16 protein-coding genes are annotated in these 19,067 nt (G+C 71.5%); 14 read left to right on the top strand and 2 right to left on the bottom strand.

Annotation, left to right across the window (positions count from 1 at the left end; all coding sequences use genetic code 11):
• Positions 1-47: 47 nt before the first annotated feature.
• Genes B0B14_RS09525 through B0B14_RS09505 form a run of 5 tightly spaced genes read left to right on the top strand, consistent with a single transcriptional unit; the run spans position 48 to position 4,584 of the window.
• Positions 48-1,535 carry a ferredoxin reductase family protein gene (locus B0B14_RS09525; protein ID WP_083710432.1) on the top strand — a complete coding sequence of 496 codons (1,488 nt, stop codon included), beginning with the start codon at positions 48-50 and terminating at the stop codon, positions 1,533-1,535.
• Between the two features lie 21 nt (positions 1,536-1,556).
• Positions 1,557-2,084, top strand: a complete 528-nt coding sequence (locus B0B14_RS09520) for an FMN-binding protein (RefSeq protein WP_076681149.1) — start codon at positions 1,557-1,559, stop codon at positions 2,082-2,084.
• Entirely contained in the window at positions 2,081-2,947 is an 867-nt protein-coding gene (locus tag B0B14_RS09515; RefSeq protein ID WP_083710430.1) for an FAD:protein FMN transferase, read from the top strand. Before B0B14_RS09520 ends, B0B14_RS09515 begins: the two co-directional genes overlap by 4 nt.
• A gap of 49 nt (positions 2,948-2,996) precedes the next feature.
• Entirely contained in the window at positions 2,997-3,353 is a 357-nt protein-coding gene (locus tag B0B14_RS09510) for a YciI family protein (protein WP_076681147.1), read from the top strand.
• 10 nt (positions 3,354-3,363) lie between these two features.
• The gene (locus B0B14_RS09505) at positions 3,364-4,584 is read left to right on the top strand and encodes an RNA polymerase sigma factor (protein WP_076681146.1); all 1,221 of its coding nucleotides are present in this window, start codon (positions 3,364-3,366) and stop codon (positions 4,582-4,584) included.
• On the opposite strand, the gene B0B14_RS09500 is transcribed toward B0B14_RS09505, so the two are convergent.
• The gene (locus tag B0B14_RS09500) at positions 4,565-6,139 is read right to left on the bottom strand and encodes an MFS transporter (protein ID WP_076681145.1); all 1,575 of its coding nucleotides are present in this window, start codon (positions 6,137-6,139) and stop codon (positions 4,565-4,567) included. The genes B0B14_RS09505 and B0B14_RS09500 overlap by 20 nt on opposite strands.
• A gap of 82 nt (positions 6,140-6,221) precedes the next feature.
• Between B0B14_RS09500 and B0B14_RS09495 the strand changes: the two genes are divergently transcribed.
• Positions 6,222-6,758 carry a MarR family transcriptional regulator gene (locus B0B14_RS09495; RefSeq protein ID WP_076681144.1) on the top strand — a complete coding sequence of 179 codons (537 nt, stop codon included), beginning with the start codon at positions 6,222-6,224 and terminating at the stop codon, positions 6,756-6,758.
• 196 nt (positions 6,759-6,954) lie between these two features.
• Positions 6,955-9,486: a helix-turn-helix domain-containing protein gene (locus B0B14_RS09490; RefSeq protein WP_076681143.1), complete on the top strand. Its 2,532-nt coding sequence runs from the start codon at positions 6,955-6,957 to the stop codon at positions 9,484-9,486.
• A 230-nt stretch (positions 9,487-9,716) separates the two neighbouring features.
• Here B0B14_RS09490 and B0B14_RS09485 read toward each other — a convergent pair whose 3' ends face one another.
• Entirely contained in the window at positions 9,717-10,529 is an 813-nt protein-coding gene (locus tag B0B14_RS09485) for an SGNH/GDSL hydrolase family protein (RefSeq protein ID WP_083710426.1), read from the bottom strand.
• A gap of 138 nt (positions 10,530-10,667) precedes the next feature.
• Here B0B14_RS09485 and B0B14_RS09480 point away from each other — a divergent pair, with 138 nt between their 5' ends.
• From B0B14_RS09480 to thrB, 7 genes are all read left to right on the top strand, one after another.
• Complete coding sequence (locus B0B14_RS09480) at positions 10,668-11,507, top strand: transglutaminase-like domain-containing protein (protein WP_076681142.1); 840 nt, start codon at positions 10,668-10,670, stop codon at positions 11,505-11,507.
• A 72-nt stretch (positions 11,508-11,579) separates the two neighbouring features.
• A complete protein-coding gene (gene argS / locus B0B14_RS09475; protein ID WP_076681141.1) occupies positions 11,580-13,244 on the top strand; it encodes an arginine--tRNA ligase in 1,665 nt (554 codons plus the stop codon).
• Between the two features lie 4 nt (positions 13,245-13,248).
• The gene (locus B0B14_RS09470; protein WP_076681140.1) at positions 13,249-14,082 is read left to right on the top strand and encodes an LmeA family phospholipid-binding protein; all 834 of its coding nucleotides are present in this window, start codon (positions 13,249-13,251) and stop codon (positions 14,080-14,082) included.
• Between the two features lie 168 nt (positions 14,083-14,250).
• Complete coding sequence (lysA, locus tag B0B14_RS09465; protein WP_076681139.1) at positions 14,251-15,666, top strand: diaminopimelate decarboxylase; 1,416 nt, start codon at positions 14,251-14,253, stop codon at positions 15,664-15,666.
• A complete protein-coding gene (locus B0B14_RS09460; RefSeq protein ID WP_076681138.1) occupies positions 15,663-16,985 on the top strand; it encodes a homoserine dehydrogenase in 1,323 nt (440 codons plus the stop codon). Before lysA ends, B0B14_RS09460 begins: the two co-directional genes overlap by 4 nt.
• Before the next feature lie 2 nt (positions 16,986-16,987).
• On the top strand, positions 16,988-18,076 hold the full coding sequence (thrC, locus tag B0B14_RS09455; protein WP_076681137.1) for a threonine synthase: 1,089 nt from the start codon (positions 16,988-16,990) through the stop codon (positions 18,074-18,076).
• Complete coding sequence (gene thrB, locus B0B14_RS09450) at positions 18,073-19,011, top strand: homoserine kinase (protein WP_076681136.1); 939 nt, start codon at positions 18,073-18,075, stop codon at positions 19,009-19,011. The genes thrC and thrB overlap by 4 nt, the downstream gene beginning before the upstream one ends.
• The last annotated feature ends 56 nt before the right edge of the window (positions 19,012-19,067 follow it).

Raw genomic sequence — 19,067 nt, 5'->3', positions numbered from 1 at the left:
GGCGGCGGCTGCCGCCGGAGGCGAGCAATGAATCGGAGACCACGAGGATGAACTCGCTCATCGCACCGCATCCCACGAGCTCCTTCGGCGACGCCGGGACGCTCGCGTCGGGGGCACTCGGCCGTACGGTGGGTGCGCAACCCGCGTCGCGGAGCCGGACACAGGCCTCGCGCCGTCGCCGGGCGACCGCGTGGAACCTCGCAGCGACGCTCACGATCTGGGTCACGAGCGTGTTCGTCGCGTGGCTCTGGGTGATCGGCGGGGGAGTCGATGCGCTCCTCGCCTTCGACGCCTCGTCTCTGGATGCGCTCGGACGGCTGACGGGGCTCGTCGCCTCCAACCTTCTGCTGTACCAGGTGCTGCTGATGGCGCGCGTGCCCCTGTTCGAACGCGGCTTCGGCCGCGATGCGCTCACGCGGATGCATCGCCTCGTCGGATTCTGGTCGGTGTGGCTCATGCTCGCGCACATCGTCCTGCTCGTCTTCGGCTACGCCGCCGACGCCGGGATCGCGCCTCTCGTGCAGCTGTGGGAGTTCGTCTGGGACTACCCAGGGATGCTGCTGGCGACCGCGGGAACCGTGCTCGTCATCGGCGTCGCCGCCACGTCGATCCGCCGCGCGCGGCGGAAGCTCCGCTACGAGTCCTGGCACCTTCTGCACCTCTACGCCTACCTCGGCGTGGGGGTGGCTCTTCCGCACCAGCTGTGGACCGGCGCGGACTTCCTCTCCTCGCCCGCCGCGACGGCGTACTGGTGGGGGCTGTGGGGGGCCGCAGCCGCGGCGGTGATCGTGTTCCGCATCCTTCTCCCGATCCTGCGGTCGGTCCGGCACGGCATCCGCGTCGCCTCCGTCGAACGCGACGGCGATCGAGGGGTGACGGTGCGTATGCGCGGCCGCCGTCTCGAGCGCCTCGGCGCTCAGCCCGGACAGTTCTTCGTGTGGCGCTTCCTCGACGGTCCCGGGTGGTCGCGCGGGCATCCGTTCTCGCTGTCCGCCGATCCCGCGCGGGGCGAGCTCGTCGTCTCGGCGCGTCTCGCGGGTGACGGCACGGCGCGCCTGGCGGGGATGAAGCCGGGAACGCGCGTGCTCGTCGAGGGCCCGTACGGCCTCATGACCGGCGCGGCCCGCGGCGGCAGACGACTGCTGATGATCGGCGCGGGCGCCGGTGTCGCGCCCCTGGTCTCCCTGCTCGAGGGGGAGTCGTACGATCCCGGTGCGGCCGTCCTGCTCACCCGTGACGGCGTCTCCGCGGACGGCATCCGACGGGAGGCGATCGCCGACCTCGTCCGCACCCGCGGCCTCCGCCACGTCGCGCTGGACGGACACCGCGCCGCGGCGGGCACGGGCGCGGCCTGGCTTCCGGCCTCGCACAGCGCGTGGCGCGGTCCGGACGTGTTCCGGCATCTGCTCGGCGACGCGACCGACGTCGACGTGTACGTGTGCGGGCCCGACGTCTGGATGCGGGCCGTCCGCGCCGACCTGCGGGCAGCAGGCATCCCGTCGGCCCGCATCCACACCGAAGCGTTCTCGCTCTAGGTGCCTCGGAAGGAGTCCACCGTGAAGAAGATCCTCTACTCGCTCCTCGCGACCCTCAGCGGGATCGTGCTGCTGTTCGGCTACCGCACGTCGCACGAGGCGGTCTCCGCGACCGCTCTCATCGATGCGTCCGCGTCCTCGAACGCCGCGACCGGCGCCGCGGCGGGCTCTGCGACACCGAACTCCAGCGCAAGCTCCGCGCCGGATGCGGCGACCAGCACGGACGCCGCCACGACGACCGACAGCACCGCGACGGCGACCGGCGGTCTCGTCAACGGCAGCTACACCGGCAGCGCGGTGAACACGCGGTACGGTCCCGTGCAGGTGCAGATCACCGTCTCCGGAGGCCGCATCGCCGACGTACAGGTGCCGGAGTACCCGAGCAGCAACTCGAGGGACCGGCAGATCAACGAGCGCGCGCTGCCGACGCTCATCAGCGAGACCACCGATGCGCAGAGCGCCGACATCGACATGGTCTCGGGCGCGACGTTCACGAGCGAAGGCTACGTCCAGTCGCTGCAGAGCGCCCTCGATCAGGCGAGCGCATGAGCGCCGCTGCCAGGCGGCCCGAGAGCCGTCGGGTGCGGACCGCGACGACCATGGGAACCGTCGTCAGCATCCACGTCGTCGGCGACACCGACGAGCTCACGTTCGACCGCGCTGCGGAGTCGTGCTTCGACGAGCTGCGGCACGTCGAGCGGATCTTCTCGACGTATCGGTCGGACTCCGACATCACCCGCATGAACCGCGGCGAGATCGGGATCGACGACGCCGATCCTTCCGTGCGAGAGGTAGCGGATGCCTGCGAGCGTGCCGAGTCGGAGTCGCGGGGTCTCTTCAGCGCGCACTGGGCGGGCGGATTCGATCCCACCGGCTATGTGAAGGGATGGGCTGTGGAGCGCGCCGCGCGACGGTACCTCGAGCCGCTGTGCGGACGCGCCGGGGTGCGCGCCGCCGGGATCGGCGCCGGCGGTGATCTGCAGCTGTTCACGGCCGACGCGGCGGAGGGGACCTGGAGGGTGGGCATCGCCGATCCGCGCGATCGGACACGGCTGGTGGCCACCGTTCCGGTGCGCAACGGCGCGGTCGCGACATCCGGATCCGCAGAGCGGGGCGCGCACGTCATCGACCCCCGCACCGGGTCTCCCGCGCGCGGCGTCGCGTCGATGACGGTGATCGCCGACCGTCTGGCCGACGCCGATCTCTGGGCGACCGTCGGCCTCGTCGCGGGGTTCGACGACCTCTCCTGGACCTCGCGTGCACCGTCGCACACGGGCATCTCGGTGGCCGACGACGGACGCGTGCGCCGGTGGATCGACGCCACGGAGGTCTCGGTGTCGGTGCGACAGCAGCGCCCCGAGCGGCCTTTCGGCGACTTTGTCGAAATGGAGGCTTCCTGTGCGTCTCCCTGATGCGCCACCCCGGCGCGAGCAGACATGATCATCACAAGGAGGAGACATCATGCAGTACGCGATCCTGGCCGTCGAAGCAGACGCCGACTACGAGGCCCGCACCGATCCCGCGCTCGCCGATTCGTATTGGGCCTCGTGGGCGAGCTACGTCGCCGCCTTGGGGCAGAGCGGAGTCATGACCGCGGCGGCAGGTCTCCAGCCGCCGCAGACGGCGACCACGCTGCGCACGCGAGGCGGCGCGACGAGCGTGCAGGACGGACCCTTCGCCGACGCGAAGGAGCATCTCGGAGGGATCTTCCTCATCGATGTCCCCGACCTCGACGCCGCCATGGAATGGGCTGCGCGGTGCCCGGCGGCGGTCAACGGCAGTGTCGAGGTGCGGCCGATCCTCCCTCCGATGGGGTGACTCCGTCACCGTGACCGACCTGGCCGCCGACGAGGCGCTCGAGGATGCGCATCGCGCATCCTTCGGGCGCCTCGTGGGATGGCTGTTCCGGCGCACCGGCGACCTGCAGCTCGCGGAGGATGCGGTGGCGGCCGCGTTCGCATCCGCCGTGACGGCCTGGCGTGCGGGCGGCGTCCCTGAGTCGCCCGAGGCATGGCTGCGCGTCGCATCGCGCAACCAGGCGATGAGCGCGCTGAGATCCGGGGCGCGAACCGTCTCGGTCGCTCCCGAAGACCTCGAGGATCGCGTCGCGCCGGCGCCGTCCTCCGACGCCGCAGCGGTCGACGATCGGCTCGTCCTGCTCATGGTGTGCGCCCATCCCGCCATCGATCCGCGCATGCACGCGCCCCTGATGCTGCAGGCGGTGCTCGGGGTCGACGCCGCGCGCATCGCATCCGTCTACCTGATTCCCCCCGCGACCATGGGTCAGCGCCTCAGCCGCAGCAAGGCGAAGATCCGCGACGCCGGCCTCCGCTTCGATGTGCCCGAGCCGGAGGCATTCGCGCCGCGGCTGGACGCCGTGCTGCAGGCCGTCTACGGCGCATACGGGCTGGCCGACCCGATCGCCGACGTCGAGGACGAGCGGGACGCCGCCCTGCGGGCGGAGGCCATCCGGCTCGCCGAGGTCCTCGCCGAGCTCCTGCCCACCGAGCCTGAGGTGTGGGGCCTGCTGGCGCTGATGCTGCACACCGAGAGCCGGCGGGGTGGACGGATCGTGGACGGCGCGTTCGTGCCGCTCGCCGAGCAGGACACGTCGCGGTGGTCGCGCACCATCCGTGCGTCTGCCGACGCGCACTTGCGGCGCGCCGCGACCATGGGGCGCATCGGACGGTTCCAGCTGGAGGCGGCGATCAGTGCGCTGCACTCGTCGCGCGCCGACGATCGCGAACCGGATGCCTCGGCCCTCCTCGCGCTCTACCGCGGGCTGCTGCAGATCGCCCCGTCACCGGGGGCGACGATCGGAGCCGCGGCCGCCTTTCTCGCGGCCGGCGAGACGGCCCAGGCGCGCACGCTTCTCGACTCCCTGCCCGCGGAGACGGTCCGGTCGCATCAGCCCTACTGGGTGTGCCGAGCACGACTCGCTCTGGCGGAGGGCGACCGACCGGTGGCCAGGGCGGCGGCGGAGCGTGCGATCGGGCTGACCGCGAACCCCGCCGTGCGGAGCTATCTGCTCACTTCTCTGCGGTCCTGATGGCGGCATCCCGACCGGCGGGAGCTCCGACCGCTGCCCGGCGGCCCGGGGCGACGATGACGACGATCGCGGCCGCGACGGCCAGGACCACCGCTCCGACGAACATCGACGCGCTGAGTCCGACCGCGAAGGCTTCTCGGGCGGCGAGGGCGAGCGCATCGCCCTGCGGTCCGAACGCCTCCGCGATGCCCAACGCGGCACCCGCACCGCTGTCGGCCGCATCCCGCACCTCGGTCGGAAGCCCTTCCAGCGCCGGTGCGATCTCGTCCCGGTAGAAGGCGACCAGAATGCTCGAGAGCACGGCGATGCCGAGCACGCCGCCGACCTCCCGGGTGATGTCGTTCACGGCGCTCGCGACGGAGCGTCGTTCGGCCGGGAGGCCCTCGATGATCAGCTCGGTTCCGGGGGTGATGCCCATGCCGAAGCCGACGCCGAACACGAGCACGCCTCCGGCGAGCACCCAGAGCGAGGGTTCCAACCCTCCGAGGAGCCCCTGGCCGAACACGGCGAACCCGACACCCATCAGAAGGAGACCGAGGGAGCCGGGGACACGCGCCCCGAATCGCTTCGCGAGGGCCGCCGAGGCGCCGATTCCAGCCCCGACGCCGAGGGGTACGACCAGCAGCGCGAGGGAGGCTCCCAACGGGCTGTAGTCGAGCACGATCTGCAGGTACTGCGGCGAGAGCACGAAGAAACCGAGCGATGCGAAGAACTGGATCGTGACGATGGTCGCACCGGCGGCCAGCCCTCGATTCTTGAAGAGCCGTACATCGAGTGACGGCACTCGGGCGCGCAGCTGGTGGACCACGAATGCCACGAAGCCCGCCGATCCCACGGCGAGTGCCGACAGTGTCAGCGCATCCAGCCATCCGCGCTGCGGACCCTCGACGATGCCGAAGACGAGCCCGCCCAGTGCAATGACCGACCACACGGCGCCGACGACATCGAGCGAGAGGGCGGGGTTGCGGTTCTGTGCGACGAGGGAGAGCACCGGCACGATGAGCGCGAGCGCGACGCCACCGAAGAGCAGCTGCACGCTTCCCCACCAGAAGACCTCGAGCAGACCCCCCGAGATGATCGTGCCCGCGACGGCACCTGCTGAGCTCACCCCCGACCACACTCCGATCGCGAAGGTTCGGCGCTCTTCCGGATAGGCGTCGACGAGCGCGGACAGGGTCACCGGGAAGACCGCGGCCGCTCCGACACCCGACAGCGCCCGGAGGGCGATGAACCACTCCGGATCGGGCGAGAACGCCGACGCGACGCTCGCCCCGCCGAAGACGACGAGGCCGATGACCAGGATCGTGCGTCGGCCGACGCGGTCGGCAGCCAGGCCGGCGGTCAGAAGCAGTGCAGCGAACGTCAGCGCGTAGGCGTCGATGATCCAGGTGAGCTGCGACTGGTCGGCACGGAGGTCTGCGGCGATGTCGGGCAGGGCGATCGCGAGCGCCGAGTTGCCCGCGACGACCAGGGCGAGCGCCGCGCAGAGCACGATCAAGAGCGCGCGCAGCCGGCTCGGCGAGAGGTCGGGCGTGGAGCCGGAGAAGGAGGACATCGGGGGACCCTTCCAGATCGGATTATTAGTTCCGTTTCCGAGTGTTTAGTTTACGGAGCTAAATGTCAAGTAGGATGTCCGCATGGATGGGATCAGCGGGCGGCGAGAGTCCGACGCGCGCTCCGCCGAGGCGATCGAGCGCGGGCGCATGAGAGCCGACGAACTGTCGTGGGCGCTGCGCGCCGTGAACCGCGCTGCGGCGCAGCTCGATCATGCGCTGGCGGCTCGCATGGGTCTGCGTCCGACCGACTACGAGGCGATGGGTCACATCATGGACAGCGAGGGCTCGCACCTCGGTCCGGTCGAACTGGGTCAGCGTCTCGGGATGAGCACGGGCTCGGCCACGGAGCTCGCAGATCGGCTCGAGCGGGCCGGTCACATCCTGCGCGCGCGCGACGAGGCGGACCGTCGACGAGTCTCGCTCGTGCCCCAGAGCGAGACGGTCGGGCGGATCCTCGGCGAGCTCGAGCCCCTGTTCACGGCGCTCGACGACCTTGCGACGGACTTCAGCGACCAGGAGCGCGACGTCATCGAGCGCTATCTGCGAGAGGCGGCGCAGCGGCTGGAGACGCGCGCGGAAGAGCTCGGGAACGTCGCCGCGAAGCACGCGCCGTCGTGATTCGGCGTCGTGGCCGACCTCCGCGTCCTCGGCCACGGACCGCGCGATCGCGGGCAGACCCCTCGATTCCGCCCCACTGACGGGTGTACGGTGCGTACGACTACGCAGATGCCGCGAGTCGAGGATGCCGTGCCGTACCGCTGACCCTCCTCCGGAGCGCGCCGGCGGGTCGGCCGGGGCGAGAAGGGTTCTGCGGATGGGTACTCGGCAGGAGCTGTTCCTGTCGGCCGTCGATGTGCTCCACAGCGGCCGCAGCCTCGACATCGTGGGGGAGCACGGAAGCGGCCGCACCCACTTCCTGCGGCGGGTGGGCGACCACTTCATCGGCATCGGGTGGCGCACGATCACCGTCACCGGGCTCCCCGCCTTCGCACAGACGCCGATGGTCGCCCTTGCGGTAGCGGGGGTGGGAGAACTCCACGACAGTCGCCCGACGTCGATCGCCGCATCCGTCCGCAGTCTGCGCGACGCGATCACCCCGGGACGCACGCTGATCGTCGTCGACGACGCGGACGACCTCGACGACTTCTCCGCCGGCGTGATCCGCACCGTCCAGACTTCCGCGATGACGCCCGTGCTGTCGTCGCGCCTGGTGCACCGTACCCGCAAGTCCGACGCGGTGTCAGCCGGCGGATTCACGACCACGTACGCGATGCGCCTGCCTCCGATGGCGTACGGAGAGCTCGAGGCCGCCCTGCAGTCCCACGTCGGATTCCGGATCGAGCCGGGAACGCTCAGTCGTGTCTTCGCGAAATCCGGCGGCAACATCGGCCTGGCCGGCGCGGTGGTGGACTCCGCGCAGCGCGCAGGTCACCTCGTCGTGGTGGACGGGGTCGGCACGGCCGCAGGGTCGCTGTGGAGCCCTGCGCTGCGCCACCTCACCGAGGTCGTCCTGGCGCCGCTGTCGCGTGAGGCCGTCGAGGCGCTCGAAGTGCTCGCGCTCCTCGGACCGGCCGAGCTCTCCACCGCGGCCAAGGCGGTCGGTCTCGACCGCATCGGCGAACTCGAGGAGCGCTCGTTCCTGAGCGTCGTCGAGGTCGGAGGCAGTCGGACCGTCTCGATCCACCCGCCTCTGCTGGTCGAGCACTTCCGCCACGACTCCCTTCCCGGCCGGCACGCGCAGCTCCTCGCCCGCATCGACGACCTGCTCTCCACAGGCCCTGCGCCCGGCGACGGGAGCGGCACGACGGCGCACGACTCGGCGGCGTTCGTGCGCCTCGTGCACGAGCACACCCGCCGGCGCACCCTGCAGGCCCGCGAGGCCTGGCAGGCCGCACCGAGCCTGCGCACGGCGACCGATCTGCTCACCGCGCTGGAGGTCGACGGCGCCCATGACGACGACGAGGCGACCGCGCTCGTGGCCGCCGCCCACGGCCTGGTGGGCACCGAACGCGAACGGGCCGAGTGGGACGTCGCACGTCTCGCCCGGCGCGCCATCCGCGGGCGCGAGCCGGCCGCGGCCGTCGCCGAGCTGCGCGAGCGCGCCGCGGGGATGCCTCGAGAGGGAGGCATCCTGCTCGCACGAGCGGCGGAGCTCGAGGTGTCGTTCCTCACCGTGCCCGACGCAGACCCTCTCGCCGATCTCGACACATCCGGAATGTCCCGCCGGGCGCGCGCCCTCGTCCTGCGGGGTCGGGGGTTCTGGCTGCTCGCGCGCGGCGCCCACGAGGAGGCCGACGGCGTGCTCGCAGAGCTTCGTCGGCTGGAGGGCGGTCCCGATCCGCTCGCCGACGCGGTGGCGGTGCTCGCGCACGTCGTAGGGGAGCGGATGTCGGTCGCCGCCCGCATCGCCGGCGAAGGCCTGGCCGACGCGCAGAAGGCGTTCGATGCCCCGCTCATCCGGGTCTACGCCTTCCTCGCGGCTCTCACGGCCACGATGGACCGTCGACACGACGACGCCGAGCGGCTCGTCAGCGAGTCCTCGTTCCTGGGGCTTCCCGCGCCGTTCCCGGCCCTGTCGTACACGGGTCTGAAGATCCTCGCCGCAGAGTCGGCGGCCCGGCGCGGGCAGCGCGGTCTCATGGAGCAGCTGCTCGCCGAGATCGACGCGGCGGGCCTGTCGGACGGACCCTTCCTCGGTCAGAACAGCGGGATGGCGTACGCGCGGCTCGCCTTCGTCGAAGACGGACCGGAGGCTGCGGCATCCCGCAGCATCGAGAGCGGCGACGCGCTATGGGATCGGGGAGCGCTGCTCTCGGCCGCCTATGCGTACCTCGAGGGCATGCTGTACCTGCCCGACCCCGCGGAGTGGGAGCGGCTGAAGCCCCGGATCTCCCAGATCGCAGCGCCGGGAGTGGTACGGCAGGCGGCTTTCGTCGACGCGCTCGTCTCCCGCGACGGCGAGGCCGTCGTAGACCACATCGCGGTGCTCGAGGAGCGCGGCCGCGGTCGGGAGGCGCTCGCGCTCAGCGGGATCGCGCTCCGCATGCTCGACAGCGACGAGACGCCCGCCGCATCGGCCGGCGCCGGGGTGCGCCTCGCCGAGCTGCGACGGCGCCTGGAGACCGTGGCGGTCGACACCTCGGAGCCGCGCGTCACGCTGACGCCCCGCGAACGCGAGGTAGCCGAGCTCGTCGCGGCGGGTCTGACCAACGCCGTGATCGCCGAGGCGCTCGTGCTGTCGGTGCGCACGGTCGAGTCCCACATCAACCGTCTGCTGCGCAAAGCGGGCCTGCATCGCCGAGCAGATGTCAAGGCGTTCCTCCTCGCCCAGGACGCTGTCGCCTGACGGGGCGGCGGTCCGATCGACCGCTACGCAGTCCGGATGGTCCGACTACGCAGAAGGCGGGGAGGACGGATGCCGCGAGATCCCGCGCGCACGGCACTTCGCCCTCCGGCTACGGCATCCGCGCCCCGGCGCCCACCTCGTCCGGAATTCCTTCGTAGCGTCGAAGGCGTCGACAGGCGGGTTCATGGGGATGTCTCCGCCTGTCGGCACATCCGCACGGGCACGCGCGATCAGGGCAGCAGCGGATCTCCCCCGAGCGGCGCGTCGGCCACGATGCCGGTCTCTCCGGAGATCGCCGCCAGCGCCTTGCCGAGACGTTCCGCCAGGTACGCGTGTCCCTCTGTCGAGGGGTGGTTCCGGCCGAGCTCGGACGTGTCGATGACCGTCGCGTAGTTCGCGTCGGTGATCCATCCGTCGGTGACAGGGGAGATGTACCACCAGCCGCGGTCGCCCGCGAGCTCGGCGAGGTCGCGGTCGATGCGCGCCGTCGCCTTCTGCACGGGCAGCACCTGCGGCGACGGGCCGAGCACGACGATCGCCGCGTCGGGGTAGGTCGCCGCCAGCGCGTCCCAGGCGGCCGTCACGGCCTCGCGGTAGCCGGCGGGGTAGAGGCGGCGGTCGTTGATCGATCCCTCGATGATGACGAGGTCGGGATCGAGGGTCGGGTCGAGGGCGGCGATGCGCTCGCCGTAGGCGGGGCCGTCGAGACCCGGCTTGAGGTAGCCGCTTCCGCGGACGCCGTCGACGACGACATCCCACCCGAGGTCGGCGCCCGCGACGTACGCGAAGCCGAGCGTCGGTTCGATCGCCGCCGAGCCGTACACCCACGAGTCGCCGAAGACGAGCACGCGGGGGCTCTCGGGAAGGGCGAGGGCGGCCGGGGCGAGGGGCGCCGACTGCGCCACCGCTGCCGGCGCGGTGGTCGCCGCGGGCGCGCTCCAGGGCCGGAGGAATCCGACGGTCGCGACGGCAGCCACGACCAGCACGGCACCCGCGAGGACGAGCCACGGACGCCGTGCGCGGAGGCGTCCGTGCGCATGCATGGATAGAGGGTAGATCACGTCGGTCCGGATGCCGTCATCCTGCGGTTCCGGACAGGTCGCGGGCCCGTTCCGGCCCGCTTTCTCACGGTTGTCGACAGGCCGTTCCGAGCACGGCGTCCGGCGTGCGAGGATACTTCGGTGCAACGCCTCGTGACCGCCGAACTCGACCTCGAACTGGGGGCGTCGATCGACCTCATCTTCCAGATCACGGCGGCCCAGCACGTGCCGGTCGTGAGCGAGGAGCTGACGTTCACGCAGGGCGAGCGGGTCTACACCCCGACCGAGATCGTCGACCAGTCCGGCAGCCGCCTGCACCGTCTCCAGGGCGAGGCGGGTCTCCTGCACGTGCGGTACGAGGCGACGGTCGAGGGCCAGACATCCCTCAGCCGCACGAGCGACCTCGAGGCCATCACCTATCTGCGTCCGAGCCGCTACAGCCAGTCCGACGAGGTCTTCCCGCAGGCGCGTCGTCAGTTCAAGGGCCTGCACGGCTACGAGCTCATCGCCGCCGTGTCGGACTTCGTCGCCTCGAGCACGACCTACACGCCCGGCCTCAGCCACGGCACCGACAGCGCCGTCACGACCCTCATGACGGGCCAGGGCGTCTGCCGCGACTACGCGCACGTCGTGATCGCGCTGCTGCGGGCGATGGACATGCCCGCCCGCTACGCGGCCTGCTTCGCCCCGGGCCTGCGCCCCATGGACTTCCACGCCGTCGCCGAGGCGTACTTCGACGGCAGCTGGTACGTCATCGACGCCACCCGCCTCTCCAACCGCCGCTCCCTCGTGCGCATCGCGACGGGCCGCGACGCCGCCGACTGCGCGTTCCTCAGCTACCACGGCGGCTACGTCGGCCTGCAGCGCATGCACGTCGATGCGGCCGTCATCCCCGACTCCACCGCCGACGAGGGCTTCGAGACGTCGCTGTTCGACGATCCCGCTGCCGACGACTCGTTCGAGCTCGTCCAGATCGCCTGACCCCTTCACGAGCTCCGCGACCGAGGGGCTCGCACGGAATGCGCGGATGCGCGCCCGTAGACTTGACGGGCCATGAACCCGGATGCCCTCGCTGAAGCCCTGCTCGCCGTCATCGCCCCGCTCGCCGAGGCGCGTCGACCCGGCGCGTCCGAAGGGCTGAGCGCCGCCGACTTCCCGCTGGAGCGCCCCAAGAACCGCGATCACGGCGACTGGGCCTCCAACGCCGCCATGAAGCTCGCCAAGAACCTCGGCACGAACCCGCGCGAGCTCGCGGGCGAGATCGCCACCCAGCTCGCCGCCACTCCTGGTGTCGCGAGCGTCGAGGTGGCAGGCCCCGGGTTCATCAACATCCGCCTCGACGCGGCCGCCGCCGGTGCCCTGGCGAAGCAGATCGTGGACGCCGGTGCCGCGTTCGGCACCGGCACCGCCCGGGCGGACGAGGTCATCAATCTCGAGTTCGTCTCCGCGAACCCCACCGGACCGATCCATCTCGGCGGCACCCGCTGGGCGGCCGTCGGCGACTCGCTGGCGCGGATCTTCGTCTCGCAGGGCGCATCGGTCACGAAGGAGTACTACTTCAACGACCACGGTGCGCAGATCGACCGCTTCGCCCGTAGCCTCGTGGCCGCCCACCGGGGCGACCCGACCCCCGAAGACGGCTACGGCGGCGGCTACATCGTCGACATCGCCCGCCGGGTCGCTCTCGCCTACGACGGCGACATCGACGCGCTCGATCCTGCGGCACAGCAGGAGGCCTTCCGCGAGCTGGGCGTGAACTTCATGTTCGAGGAGATCAAGGCGAGCCTCCACGAGTTCGGCGTCGACTTCGACGTGTACTTCCACGAGAACCACCTGCACGACTCCGGCGCCGTGGACCACGCCGTCGCGCGCCTGCGCGAACTCGGCCACATCTTCGAGGCCGACGGCGCGACCTGGCTGCGCACCACCGAGTTCGGCGACGACAAGGACCGCGTCGTCATCAAATCCGACGGCGAAGCCGCCTACATCTCGGGCGACCTCGCCTACTACCTCGACAAGCGCGAGCGCGGGTTCAACCGCTGCATCATCATGCTGGGGGCGGATCACCACGGCTACGTGCGGCGACTGATGGCGATGACGGCGGCGTTCGGCGACGAGCCGGGCGTCAATCTGCAGATCCTCATCGGCCAGATGGTCAACCTCGTCAAGGACGGGCAGCCGGTGCGCATGTCCAAGCGCGCGGGCACGGTCGTGACCCTGGAAGACCTCGTCGAGATCGTCGGAGTGGATGCCGCGCGCTACGCCCTCGTCCGCAGCTCGACCGACTCCAACCTCGACGTCGACCTCGACGTGCTGCAAAAGCGCACGAACGACAACCCGGTCTTCTACGTGCAGTACGCCCACGCGCGCACCCACAACGTGGGGCGCAACGCCGCGGCGTCCGGAGTCGACCGTTCGGAGTTCGCCCCCGAGCTGCTCGTGCACGAGACCGAGTCCGCTCTGCTGGGCGCGCTCCAGGAGTTCCCGCGGATCGTGGCGCACGCCGCCGAGGTGCGCGAGCCGCACCGCGTCGCCCGCTACCTCGAGGAGCTCGCCGGGCTCTACCACCGCTGGTACGACAACTGCCGGGTGATCCCGCTCGGCGACGAGCCCGTCGAGGCGCTGCATCGCACGCGGCTGTGGCTCAACACCGCCACGGGACAGGTGCTGCGCAACGGCCTCGGACTCCTCGGCGTCTCCGCGCCGGAGCGGATGTAGGCGCATGAGCGCGGGCGACACGCAGCCGACGACGCCGCTGCCGGACTGGATGCTCACCGAGTCGGCGGCGGAGCCCCGGCGGCGGAGCCCGTGGCCGTGGATCGTCGCGGCCGTCGTCGTCGTGGCGCTCGCGGTGGGCGCGTGGTTCCTGGGGGAGTGGATCGCCCGCGGGATCGTGGAGAAGACGATCCGCGATCAGGTCGTGACCCAGCTCGCCCTCCCGAGCGACCAGGTCGTGCAGGTCGACATCGACGGCGCCGTCATCCCCCAGCTGATCGGCGGGCGGTTCGACGAGATCGCGATCGCCTCCGACGACGTCGCCTTCGGCTCCCTCGTGGGCGACATCGCCGTCTCGGCGCAGGGCATCGGCTTCCGCGACGGTGTGGAGGCGGATGCGGCATCCGCCACCGTCACCCTCGACGAGGCGGAGCTGCGCGGGCTGATGGCGACCGTCGAGGGATTCCCGGCGGAGTCGCTCGGCCTGGACGAGCCCGACGTGACGATGTCGATCGAGCTGACGATCTTCGGTGCCACGTTCCCCATCGGGGTGAGCCTCACTCCGAGCGCATCCGAAGAGGGATCGCTCGTCCTGACCCCCGCGTCGCTCCAGCTCGCCGGCGCAGACGTCACCTCCGACGAGCTCAAGCGACAGTTCGGCATCCTCTCCAATGCCGTCCTGCGCGACTGGTCGGTGTGCATCGCGCAGTACATCCCGGCCGGGATCACGCTGACCTCGGCGACCGTCGAGGGTGACGCGCTCGTCGCGGGACTCGACATCGACGGGCGGATCGCGAGCGACCCCGCCTTGCAGCAGAACGGCACGTGCGCGTCGACATAGTGTGACGCGCGCATTCCGGGGCGGGGATGCCGAGTGCCCTAGACTTGGCCCACTGCCCGGCGTGTGAGTCGACCGGCCGCGGCATCCGTCGCCGCGACTCCCTCATCCGATGGAGTGCCGGGGGCAGCCCGACAGGGCACCGAAGCATCCCACCGATTGGTTCCACCCGTGTCCGCCGCCCCGCACAGCAGCACCGTCCCGTCGTGGCTCGTCCGGCCCGACGATGCGAACGCTCTCGCCGAGGCCGTCTGGCCCGTGAGCGCGGTGCGCGACGAGCACGGCGTCCTCGAAGTCGGCGGTGTCGCCGCCACGGCGCTGCGCGAGGGATTCGGAACTCCGCTGTACGTCCTCGACGAGGACGAGGTGCGCGCACGCGCCGCCCGCACGCTCGCGGCCTTCCGCGCGGCCGCGGCGTCGCACGGCGTCGCCGCCCGCGTCTACTACGCCGGCAAGGCCTTCCTGGCGACAGAGGTCGTGCGCTGGGTGATGGACGAGGGCCTCGCCGTCGACGTGTGCACGAGCGGGGAGCTGGCCGTCGCGCTCGCGGCGGGAGCAGATCCCGCGCGGCTGGGATTCCACGGCAACAACAAGAGCGTCCGCGAGCTCGAGCAGGCGGTCTCGGCGGGCATCGGCTCGATCGTGATCGACAGCTGGATCGAGCTCGAACGGCTCTCCGCGATCGTGGAACGGCTCGATGCCACGCAGGCCGTGCTGCTGCGGGTGAACAGCGGAGTCCACGCCGAGACGCACGACTTCCTGGCGACGGCGCACGAAGACCAGAAGTTCGGCTTCACGCTCGAAGACGCCCCGGCCGCCGTCGCGCGCATCCGCGAGCTCGACGGGCTCGACTTCGTGGGCCTGCACTGCCACATCGGCTCGCAGATCTTCGGAACGGCGGGCTTCCGCGAGTCGGCGGCGCGCGTCGTCGAGCTGCACGCCGACCTCCTCGCAGGCGGCGAGATCCCGGTCCTGAACCTCGGGGGCGGCTTCGGCATCGCCTACACGTCGGTCGACGACCCGACCCCGATCGAGGAGCTCGCGCAGGGCATCGCCGACGCCGTCGCACAGGAGTGCGACGTGCGCGGCATCCCCATGCCGAACCTCGCCTTCGAGCCCGGCCGCGCGATCGTCGGCCCGGCGGGCATCACGCTGTACGAAGTCGGCACGACGAAGTCGGTGCACCTCGACCACGACCTCACCCGCCTCTACGTCAGCGTCGACGGCGGCATGAGCGACAACGCCCGCCCGGCGCTCTACGGCGCGCAGTACTCCGCGCGCCTCGCCTCGCGCACGTCGGATGCGGAGCCTGCTCTGGCCCGCGTCGTCGGCCTGCACTGCGAGTCCGGCGACATCGTCGTCGACGCCGAGTACCTGCCGGGGGATGTCGCCCCCGGCGACCTCCTCGCCGTGCCGGCGACAGGGGCCTACTGCTTCTCGCTCGCGAGCAACTACAACTGGGTGCCCCGCCCGCCGGTCGTCGCGGTGCGCGGAGGGACGGCCCGCGTCATCGTGCGCGGCGAAACGATCAGCGACCTCCTCTCCCGCGACGCGGGCGTCGAGGCCGACTCGGAAGGAAACGCATGACCGACTACCGCCGCCTGCGCGTCGCGCTGCTCGGCGCCGGCGCCGTGGGATCGCAGGTCGCCGATCTGCTCCGCAAGCACGGTGACGAACTGGCCGACCGTGCAGGGGCCCACCTCGAACTCGTCGGCATCGCCGTGCGCGACGTCGACGCGCCCCGCGAGGTCGACCTGCCCCGCGAACTGCTCACGACGGACGCCGACCCGCTCATCATCGGCGCCGACATCGTCATCGAGCTCATGGGCGGCATCGAGCCGGCGCGCACGCACATCCTGCAGGCCATCAACTCGGGCGCCGACGTCGTGACGGCAAACAAGGCCCTCCTGGCCACCCACGGCCCCGAGATCTTCGACGCCGCCGACCAGGTCGGCGCCTCCGTCTACTACGAGGCCGCCGCCGCCGGGGCGATCCCGATCATCCGTCCGCTGCGCGACTCGCTCGCCGGCGACCGGGTGCAGCGCATCATGGGGATCGTCAACGGCACGACCAACTACATCCTCGACCGCATGGACGCCGAGGGGGCCGACTTCGACGACGTGCTCGCCGATGCCCAGCGCCTCGGCTACGCCGAAGCCGACCCCACCGCCGACATCGAGGGCTACGACGCGGCGCAGAAGGCCGCGATCCTCGCATCCCTCGCGTTCCACACCACCGTGCCGCTGGAGGCCGTGCACCGCGAGGGCATCACGTCGGTCGACAAGGCGATGATGGATGCCGCGCGCCACGCCGGCTACGTGATCAAGCTCCTCGCCGTGTGCGAGCGGCTCGAGGGCGAGTCCGCGCGCGGACGCGACGCCATCTCGGTGCGCGTCTATCCGGCCCTGATCAACCGCGAGCACCCGCTGGCGAGCGTGCACGGCGCGAACAACGCGGTCTTCGTGCAGGCCGAGGCTGCGGGCAACCTCATGTTCTACGGCGCGGGTGCGGGCGGCGTGCAGACGGCCTCGGCCGTTCTCGGGGACGTCGTCTCGGCGGCGCGCCGCCACATCGCCGGGGGAGTGGGCGTCGGTGAGTCGACGCGCGCGAACCTGCCCATCGTCGAGATCGGCCGCGTCACGACCCGGTACCAGATCACGCTCGAGGTCGACGACCAGCCGGGCGTGCTCGCCACGGTCGCCGGCATCCTCAGCGACGGCCGCGTCTCGATCGCGACCGTCGAGCAGACCGTCGTCCATGAGGCGAACGGCGAGGGCGGCGTCGCCCGCCTCGTCATCGGAACACACAAGGCACGTGAGCAGGACCTGAGCGAGACCGTCGATCGGCTCGCCGCGAGCGGCGTCGTCGAACGCGTCGTCTCGGTCCTGCGGGTGGAAGGAGACTGAAAATGGCACATCTTTGGCGCGGAGTCCTCCGCGAATACGCCGACCGGCTGGGCGTCACCGACGCATCGACCGTCGTGACGCTCGGTGAGGGCGGCACGCCGCTGCTCCCCGCCCCCGCGCTGTCGAAGCGCACGGGCGCCGACGTGTGGATCAAGTTCGAGGGCATGAACCCGACGGGGTCGTTCAAGGACCGCGGCATGACGGTGGCGCTCTCGCGCGCCGTCGAGCACGGCGCGAAGGCCGTCATCTGCGCGTCGACCGGCAACACATCTGCCTCGGCGGCCGCCTACGCGGCCCACGCCGGCATCACCGCCGCGGTGCTCGTGCCCGAGGGCAAGATCGCGATGGGCAAGCTCAGCCAGGCCGTCGCCCACAACGGGCGCCTCATCCAGGTGCGCGGCAATTTCGACGACTGCCTCGAGATCGCGCGCGAGCTCGCCGACCACTACCCGGTGCACCTCGTGAACTCGGTCAACCCCGACCGCATCGAGGGGCAGAAGACCGCCGCCTACGAGGTCGTCGAGGTGCTCGGCGACGCGCCGGACTTCCACTTCATCCCGGTCGGCAACGCCGGCAACTACACGGCGTACTCGCGCGGCTACCGCGAAGAGGCCGAGCGCGGCGCCGCCACGCGCGTCCCCCGCATGTTCGGCTTCCAGGCCGAGGGCTCGGCGCCCCTCGTGCGCGGCGAGGTCGTGAAGAACCCCGAGACGGTGGCGTCGGCGATCCGCATCGGCAACCCCGCATCGTGGGAGCTCGCCCTCGAGGCGCGCGACGCGACCGACGGGTGGTTCGGCGCGATCGACGACGAGCGCATCCTCGCGGCGCAGAAGCTCCTCTCGGGCGAGGTCGGCATCTTCGTCGAGCCCGCCTCGGCGATCAGCGTCGCGGGGCTCCTCGACCGCGCAGAGGCCGGCTTCGTGCCCGCCGGCGCCCGCGTCGTGCTGACGGTGACGGGTCACGGCCTGAAGGACCCGCAGTGGGCCCTGCGCAACGCCGACGGCTCGCAGGTCGAGCCCACGGTCGTCGACGCGACCACCTCCGAGGTGGCCTCGGTCCTGGACCTGCAGCCCGTGGGGGCCCAGGCGTGACCACAGCCCCTGTGGGGCGCACGGTCGTCGTCCGCGTCCCCGCCACGAGCGCCAACCTCGGTCCGGGGTTCGACACGCTCGGCCTCGCGCTGAGCGTGTACGACGAGCTCGTCGTCACGGCACTTCCCGAGGGGGGGCTCGAGATCGAACTGGAGGGCGAAGGATCCGCCGACGTCCCCCGCGACGCCTCGCACCTCGTCGTCCGCTCGATCGCGTACGCGTTCGAGGCGGTGGGGCGCCGGATGCCGGGGCTCCGCCTCCGTGCCCGCAACGTCATCCCGCACGGCCGGGGACTCGGCTCGTCCGGGGCGGCCGTCGTGTCGGGCCTGCTCGCCGCCAAGGGGCTCCTCGAAGGCGACGTCGAGCTCGGCCCCGAGACGCTCCTGCGCCTCGCGACGGAGCTCGAGGGGCATCCCGACAACGTCGCGCCGGCGCTCTTCGGCGGCCTGACGATCGCGTGGATGGACGAGGACGGTCCGCAGCACAAGAAGCTGCTCGTGCACCGCGGCGTCTCGCCGCTGGTGTTCGTGCCCGACTTCACCATGTCGACGAGCGTCGCACGGAGCCTCCAGCCGCTGCAGGTTCCGCGCGAGGACGCCGTGTTCAACGTGTCGCGATCCGCGCTTCTGATCGCTGCTCTGATGCAGAGTCCCGAGCTGCTCCTCGCCGCGACCGGCGACAGGCTGCACCAGGACTACCGCGCGCAGGCGATGCCCGAGACCGACAAGCTGGTGCGCGCCCTCCGTGCGGCGGGCTTCGCCGCGGTCGTGTCGGGGGCGGGGCCGAGCGTCCTCGTCCTCGCCGACGGACCGGGCAAGCGCCTCGAGGCGGCCGAGCTCGCGGAGCGCGCCACGACCGTCCACTGGGAGCCGCTCATGCTCGCCGTCGACTTCAAGGGTGGTACAGTGAAGGAGTACGCGGAGGGTTCCACGTAACCACGTGAATCTGGCCTCCGTCGCAAATCTGCGAACACCACCGCACACGCCCCCCG

It is taken from the genome of Microbacterium sp. RU33B (genome assembly GCF_900155915.1).
Classification (GTDB): Bacteria; Actinomycetota; Actinomycetes; order Actinomycetales; family Microbacteriaceae; genus Microbacterium.
This window is presented reverse-complemented; position numbering and strand designations above follow the sequence as displayed.